This window comes from Puniceicoccus vermicola (assembly GCF_014230055.1).
Classification (GTDB): domain Bacteria; phylum Verrucomicrobiota; class Verrucomicrobiia; order Opitutales; family Puniceicoccaceae; genus Puniceicoccus; species Puniceicoccus vermicola.
The window spans coordinates 20,451-27,924 of sequence record NZ_JACHVA010000130.1; the positions used below are offsets into that span (position 1 = coordinate 20,451).

General features: G+C 58.2%; 6 protein-coding genes and 1 tRNA gene. 2 read left to right on the top strand and 5 right to left on the bottom strand.

Annotated elements, in window-relative coordinates; genetic code table 11:
• Positions 1–17 precede the first annotated feature (17 nt).
• Genes H5P30_RS18160 through H5P30_RS18175 form a run of 4 tightly spaced genes read right to left on the bottom strand, consistent with a single transcriptional unit; the run spans position 18 to position 3,714 of the window.
• Entirely contained in the window at positions 18–1,055 is a 1,038-nt protein-coding gene (locus H5P30_RS18160) for a VWA domain-containing protein (protein WP_185694336.1), read from the bottom strand.
• Complete coding sequence (locus H5P30_RS18165; protein ID WP_185694337.1) at positions 1,052–1,786, bottom strand: hypothetical protein; 735 nt, start codon at positions 1,784–1,786, stop codon at positions 1,052–1,054. The genes H5P30_RS18160 and H5P30_RS18165 overlap by 4 nt, the downstream gene beginning before the upstream one ends.
• Positions 1,783–2,715, bottom strand: a complete 933-nt coding sequence (locus H5P30_RS18170) for a DUF58 domain-containing protein (RefSeq protein WP_185694338.1) — start codon at positions 2,713–2,715, stop codon at positions 1,783–1,785. The genes H5P30_RS18165 and H5P30_RS18170 overlap by 4 nt, the downstream gene beginning before the upstream one ends.
• Positions 2,716–2,724: 9 nt before the next feature.
• Complete coding sequence (locus H5P30_RS18175) at positions 2,725–3,714, bottom strand: AAA family ATPase (RefSeq protein WP_185694339.1); 990 nt, start codon at positions 3,712–3,714, stop codon at positions 2,725–2,727.
• Positions 3,715–4,707: 993 nt separating this feature from the next.
• On the opposite strand from H5P30_RS18175, the gene H5P30_RS18180 reads away from it, so the two are divergent.
• Both H5P30_RS18180 and H5P30_RS18185 read left to right on the top strand, forming a co-directional pair.
• The gene (locus H5P30_RS18180; protein WP_185694340.1) at positions 4,708–5,691 is read left to right on the top strand and encodes a TAXI family TRAP transporter solute-binding subunit; all 984 of its coding nucleotides are present in this window, start codon (positions 4,708–4,710) and stop codon (positions 5,689–5,691) included.
• A 345-nt stretch (positions 5,692–6,036) separates the two neighbouring features.
• A tRNA-Ser gene (locus H5P30_RS18185) sits at positions 6,037–6,126 on the top strand.
• A 116-nt stretch (positions 6,127–6,242) separates the two neighbouring features.
• On the opposite strand, the gene H5P30_RS18190 is transcribed toward H5P30_RS18185, so the two are convergent.
• Positions 6,243–7,474, bottom strand: a 1,232-nt coding sequence (locus H5P30_RS18190; RefSeq protein WP_221774400.1) for an ISL3 family transposase, incomplete at its 5' end; no start/stop codon positions are given.

Here is a 7,474-nt window from a genome sequence, read left to right on the forward strand (position 1 = left end):
TCAGTCAACCGTTTTGCTCAGCCGGGCAGGGGGCGGAATCGCGTGTTCACGAGAAGGAGTTCAAGGCCGAGGAGGAGGGCCGCGGCGAAAAGGGGCCAGTGGAATAATTCCTGAAATTCGGAGTAGTGGCGGAGTTTGACCTCCGTTTTTTCCAGTTCGTCGATCTCACCATAGATCGCCCGGAGTTCCTCGGGATTGGTCGCCCGGTAGAACTTGCCGCCGGTAATCTCGGCGATTTCGCCCAAGGTCTTTTCATCGACGCGGCTCTCGGCATATCCGCCGAAGATCATTTCGCCGTTCGAGCGGCGGATGACTTTGCCGGAACTGTCTGCCTTGGGCATGGGAACCCGCCCGCTCTGGCCGGCGGCGATGGTGTAGATCTTGACCCCGAAAGTCTCAGCCGCTTCGGCGGCGGCAATCGGCGGAACCTCTTGGACGTTGTCTTCCCCGTCGGTGAGGAGGACGACGATGCGGCTCTTCGCCGGAAGGTCGCGGAGGCGGTTCACGCTCATCCCGATTGCGGGTCCGATGGCGGTTTGCGTCCCGTCGATGAGCCCTGTCTGGATGCGTTCGAGATTTTGCAACAGCCAGCCGTGGTCAAGGGTCAGGGGGCTGACGAGAAAGGATTCCTTGGCGAAGGCGATGAGCCCAATGCGGTCATTCGGACGCTTCTCAATGAACTCTTCGACCGTCCTCTTCACAATCTCCAGGCGGGTGGCGATCTCTTCCCGCGAGGCGAAGTCGAGGGCGTTCATTGATCCCGAGACGTCGATGGCCAGGACGATGTCAATCCCACTGGACTCGATCTCACTGTGTCCCTTCCCGAGCTGGGGGCGGGCCAAGGCGGAGAGAATCAGGAGGAGGGCCAATAAGCGCATGAGGAAGAAAAATCCTCCGATGCGCGAGCGGGAGCCGCGGGTTACATCTTTGGCGATGGCGACTGAGGAAAAGGAGAGGGCTGCGTTCTTGCCCCGGCGGCCGCGGAGCACGATCCACAGTGGCAGGAGCAGGGCCAGCCAAAACCATTCAGGATCCTGAAAGAGGAAGTCGCTCAACGGGGGGCCTCCTGTTTTTCGTTGGTTTCGACAAAGTGGTTGGCGGAATCGAAGAGCGACTGCATCTCTTCGGGGGAGAGGAGACGACGGGCATATTTGGCCTCATCCATGAGGGCGAGGAAGGAGCCGAGTTCCTCAATGGCTTCCGGAGGAATCCGGTTTTCGGAGGCCTCGGCGGCATTGGCCAAGAATTCTTCGGTGGTTTGCTCAGGAGCCCGAATCCCCGTCGAAGCTTCGATATACTCGCGCAACACGCGGGAAAGGCGGGCCGGAACTTCCTCGGCATGGCCCTCGGTGAGAAGGGTCTCCATCTCGCCGACTTCCTGGTCGTAGCGTTGCTTCGGAGTGAGGAGTTTTTTCCGGTTCGCGAACTTCCAAATCAGGATCGTCAGAATGAGGAGGAGCAGGGCGGCCCCGACGATGGCTGGAATTGCCCAGATCCCATTTTCCTCCCAGAAGCTGGGAACGATGGGACCGCGAATCGGGCGGAGGCCTTCTTGGGCAGAGGCGACGGTGAGCGGGCCGAGCAATAGAGCCGAAGCCCAACCGAATGAGAGGGACCCCGAAAACCGTTTGCGGGAGGCCGACTCACCGAGGCCGGGTTGCTTCAGCGCCCGGCTTTGCGGCTGCGAGCTCTTCGAAGTTGGGCGCTGAAGCGACCCAACCACCGAACACCCGTCTCCGCGTGTCCCGATGCTCTTGATGTGATTGGAGATCCGTTTTGCGTTCATCGTTGACGCTCCCGCTTTTCCAAATATCGCCGAAGGTGGTGAATGTAGGGCTCGCCGGTGCTCAGGGCCAAGCTGCCGAGGCCCAGCTGGTTGAAGGCCCGGTTCATCTTGGCCAGACGATCCCGGTTCTCTTTTTCATAGCGGTCGCGGACGCGCCGGCTTGAGGTGTCGAGCTCGACGGTCTCGCCCGTTTCGGAATCTTCAAGGGTGATGCGCCCGACCGGAGGGAGAGAGTGCTCGCGCTCGTCGGAGAGAAAAATCGTGGTCAGGTCGTGCCGCCGGTGGGTGCGCGAGAGGGCTTGGAAGACCGCATCGCCCCGGGGTTGTTCCGGGTCGGGGAGGCGCCCATCGGGCCCTTGGAGGAAATCGGAGATCAGGAAGACCACCGCTTTCCGCTTCAGGAGGCGGTTCATGTGGTCGAGAGCGTCGGGTAGGTCCGTGCCTTTTCCCTCGGGCTGGAAATAGAGGATCTCCCGGATAACCCGCAAAATATGATAGCGCCCCTTCCGAGGCGGGACGTAGGTCTCGATCCGGTCGGTAAAGATGAGGAGGCCGACTTTGTCGTTGTTGCGGCTGGCGGCGAAGGCGAGGACGCTTGCGATCTCGGCCGCGAGTTCCCGCTTCGATTCAGAAGCCGAGCCGAAGGAACCCGAGGCGGAAAGGTCCACCAGGAGCATGAGAGTGAGCTCACGCTCTTCACGGTAGATCTTGACGAAGGGTCGATCCATCCGCGCCGTGACGTTCCAGTCGATCGAGCGAATCTCGTCTCCGGGAGCGTACTCGCGGACCTCCTCGAAATCCATCCCCTGGCCCTTGAACACACTGTGGTAGGCCCCGGAGAGGGCATCGGTGACCATGCGGTTGGTCCGGATCTCGAGTCGCCGGACCTTCCGGATGATTTCCCGGGTCTGGTCTTCCTGTTCAGCCATGGGGCAGGATCAGGGAACGGCGACGGTGTCGAAAATACGGTTGATGATCTGCTCGCTGGCGTACCCCTCGGCCTCCGCCTCGTAGGAGGGGATCACCCGGTGCCGGAGAACATCCATCCCGATGGTTTTGATGTCGTGCGGAGTTACATACCCGCGTCCTTGGAGGAAGGCCCAGGCCTTGGCCGCCAGGATGAGCGAAATGGTTGCGCGGGGGCTGCCGCCAAACTGGATGAAATGATCCATATCCAAGCCGTAGTCGCTCGGCTTGCGGGTTGCGAATACGAGATCGACCGCGTATTGCTGGATCTTCGGATCGACGTAGATCTGATCGACCGTTTCACGCGCTTTCAGAATCTCATTGAGGTCGATGACTGGATCGACGTCCGTCTTCGGCTTGGTCGTCGCCATCTCCTGGAGGATGCGGAGCTCCTCTTTTTTGCTGGGGTAGTCCACCCGCAGCTTCAACATGAAGCGGTCAACCTGCGCCTCAGGGAGAGGGTAGGTGCCTTCCTGGTCGATGGGGTTCTCCGTCGCGAGGACGAGGAACGGCTTCGGCAGGAAGTGGGTCTCGTCCCCGAGAGTTACCTGACGCTCCTGCATGGCTTCAAGCAGGGCGCTTTGCACCTTGGCCGGCGCGCGGTTGATTTCGTCGGCGAGGACAACGTTGGCGAAGATCGGCCCCTTGCGGGTCTGGAATTCGCTGGTTCGTGGATTGTAGATCAGCGTCCCCACCACGTCAGCCGGGAGAAGGTCCGGGGTGAACTGGATGCGGGAGAAGTCGGCTTTGATGGCTGTGGCCAGCGTGCGGACCGAAAGGGTCTTCGCCAAGCCGGGAACGCCCTCGAGGAGAACGTGGCCGTTGGCGAGGATGCCGACAATCAGTCGATCGATGAGATACTCTTGGCCAACAATGACCTTGCGGATTTCTTCGCGGAGGCGAGGAACCCAAGTCGCGGTCTCTTCCACCACTTTTTGAATTTCGTCAGTTTCTTGGCTCATGGTCAAAATCGGTGAATCGTTAGGGAATTGAAAAAGATTGAAATAGGCGGAGCTGAGAAATTTTTCAAGAGAGGACTCCCATTCTCGTCTCGGGATTGGATGGTGATTAGAACAAGAAAGGCTTTTTCGAAAAAAGCACTCATGAAGTAGGAGCCACTCACGAATGTTTTAATCCCTCCGGGGTGAAATTTTTTTGAAAAAAGTGGGTGAGGGAATTTTTCGGAGTTCTGGATGAGGCCTGCGGTTGAGCAGTGGGCGCTGAAGCGACCCACCCACAGTGGGGCACGTCTTCAGCCTTGCTCGCGGGCTAGTGCGGACGGGCTTTGCGCAGAAAAGGGGAATTTTTCGTCGGATCTTCTCTCCCGGCCAATTGTGCGGTGGGCGCTGAAGCGACCCACCCACAGTGGGGCATGGCTTCAGCCTTGCCCGGGGGCAAGTGCGGACGCGCTTTGCGCAGAAAAGGGGGATTTTTCGTCGGATCTTCTCTCCCGGCTCATTGCGCAATGGGCGCTGAAGTGACCCACTCACAGTGGGGCACGTCTTCAGCCTTGCTCGCGGGCTAGTGCGGACGGGCTTTGCGCAGAAAAGGGGAATTTTTCGTCGTATCTTCTCTCCCGGCCAATTGTGCGGTGGGCGCTGAAGCGACCCACCCACAGTGGGGCATGGCTTCAGCCTTGCCCGGGGGCAAGTGCGGACGCGCTTTGCGCAGAAAAGGGGGATTTTTCGTCGGATCTTCTCTCCCGGCTCATTGAGCAGTGGGCGCTGAAGCGACCCACTCACAGTGGGGCATGGCTTCAGCCTTGCCCACGCCAGTTCGGTCCCCAAAAACGATTTTCCACACCGTTCTTCGTCTTCCGCCTCTCTCCCAGTTCCGAAAATTGGGCATCAGCCCTTGAGTTGTTCGGAAATCGGGTCCTTTGTAGTTAAGTCGGCAGTGAATTTTTGAATTTCGCCGCATTCTCGCCTTCATTTTCTCCCGACCGGACACTCACTATGAAGAAAACGATCTCCTCTCTTTTTGCGCTCATCCTCGGAATCATGCCGTTGATTTCGCGAGGAGATTCACCGCCCACCGAAGAGATCTTTGCCAGTATCGGGACGGGTGGGGTGACGGGAGTGTATTATCCGCTGGGGGGCTACATTGCTCGCCTCGCCAACGGCACTACGGACGAAACCGGAATTCGCATCTCGGTCGAAGCCACGGGGGGATCGGTATTCAACGTGGATGCCCTAAAAAAGGGAGAATTGGATTTCGGGATCGCTCAGTCGGATGTTCAATATGAGGCTTTTCTCGGGAAGGGTCAGTTCGAAGCGGTGGGTCCCTACACGGGCCTACGGTCCGTCTTTTCCATCTATCCTGAACCCTTCACCGTGGTGGCTCGGCGGGATTCGGGAATCGAGACCTTTGACGATCTCAAGGGCAAGCGGGTCAATATCGGCAATGTCGGTTCCGGACAGCGGGCCATGATGGAATACATCCTGAAGGAGAAAGGGTGGACCGTGGACGATTTTAGGAAAACCATGGCGCTCCCTTCCAATCAGCAGGCGAAAGCGCTCGCAGCGAACGAAGTCGATGCCATTGTCTTCACCGTCGGCCATCCCAACGAATCGATTCAGGAAGCGACCACCCTCGTCGACGCAGTGATCGTCCCGGTTGAAGGGGAGTGGGTGGATCGCATCGTTGAGAAATATCCCTATTACTCTTACACCGACATCCCTGGGGAGATGTACGAGGGCAATGACGATCCCGTGCCGACCTTTGGCGTCCGGGCAACCCTTCTGACCACCTCCGAACAAAACCCCGCCGCTGTGACTGAAGTGGTCCGTGCCGTTTTTGAAAATTTCGATACCTTCCGTCGCCTCCACCCGGCCTTCGCAGTTTTGGACAAAGAGGAGATGGTCAAGGAATCTCTGACCGCTCCCCTCCATCCAGCCGCCCGCGCCTACTACGTCGAGCAAGGCCTGCTCAAGCCGTAAAGGATCGACGGATTCGACAGACGGTTGCCACCGCACGAAGCCGCAGATCGAGAATGGCTGCGGATTTTCCTGGATGTCCCCGCCATCCGTGGCAACCGCCTCTCCTTTTCCGACCTGTGGAGGAGTGTCAGCCTGTCCGCCGAAGCTCGGAGAGCGAAGGAGGAAGTGGTCGTTTCGAACCCGCGAAGCGGGTGACAGAAGCGAAGTGCCAATGGGCCTGACTCGTACCGAGGTCGAAGGCAGTCATCACCCAATCCGGGAAATACGTGAAGCGGATTTGGTTTCGGTAGGCCCTTTCCTCCTTGACTTTAGAATGATCGGAAGACTTCCATAGGCCTGACCTGTGGAGGAGTGCCAGAGTGGTCGAATGGGCCTGACTCGAAATCAGGTGTGCCGGAAACGGTACCGGGGGTTCGAATCCCTCCTCCTCCGCCATTCTAAGATTTAGATCCGGGTCTACGCCAAAGGGGTCTACTCCAAAGTTTGGGGACCGGTCGGGTCTACATCAAACTTTGGGGGATGGATCATTTTTTTAGATTTTGAGTTATTTTTCATGTGCATGTGGCGAGGACTCTAAGTCGATAATTTTGGAAGGATCGGAATCCATAGGCTCTTCTCTGAATGAGCTTCATTTTTCTATGGAAGCCCTCGGTGATGGCGTTGTTTTTGGTGTATCGCCAAGTTCTGGCGATGGGTTCGATCCACCGTGTGAGTGTTTTGGCGAGAGTGGCCATGTCCGGGAATCCCTGTTTTTGCAGTTGTTGTATATGTTCGTTGAGTTCACGGGCATTGGTGCGGCATTTAGGCGCTGAACATCGTTTTCTGCAGAGCAGGGAGTGTATCTGCCATTTTTTGAGGTAGAGGGGCTCGAGAGCGGGATATTTGCGGAACAGTTCCTGTAGTCTAAGAAGCTGCTTTTGTGAGAGCTTCTGGGGTTTGGTGCGGATGGCCGCGAGCAGACCGCTGTGAGCGGTGATCTCGGGAGCGATGGATCGGCAGAGGTTGTTGAAGTGGAGTCCGAGGACCCTGACGACGTGGAAACGGTCGGCGACGATGCGAGCCTTGGGGAACCACCTGCGCACGAGTTTGCGGTAGGAACTGGACAAGTCGATACAGACGACCTGAACGCGCTCCCGGCCCTTTAAAGAGCGCAGGAAAGGCGCTAGCTCTTCTTCGCTCTTTCCCTCGGCCAAGTCAAAGACGCGGTTGTTCCTGAGATCGCAGAAGGTGGTGACAAAGCGGCTCTTGCGGTGGAGGGTGTGCTCGTCGATTCCCAGGATACTCGGGCAGTGCAAATCGCTGCGCTCATTGGCGAGTCGCTCGGTCCACTGGCGGAAGATCCTCCCGGCCGTAGCCGCACTGAGCGGAGAGCGGCTGGAAAGCGTTTTGAGGTCTATTCCGTCCTCGTGGTCCCGGTAGAGCTTATGGCGAAGCTTCTCGGTCGACCGGCGCCACGGGCGGATCCCCGGAGGAGCGGGAACGAAACTCCGGCGACAATCCAGACACTGCCAGCGCCGGGTATGCACCACCAAGTCGCAGCGACTGCTCATCAAATCCAGATGACTGGCCCGCCGCTTATACCGGCCCTTGCTGTGGAGGCGATCGCCTCCACAGCAAGGGCAACGCTCCGGTGCCTCCTTCGGAGACACATGCACCTCACTTCGCTGAGAACTTATCGATTCGACACCGATCATACGGTATCCTTTAATGCCTATCTCTCTATTAATCATCGGGGACAGGTTAGCATCCTCTGCTGCCTGTCCCCACTTTTTGATCAAGAGCG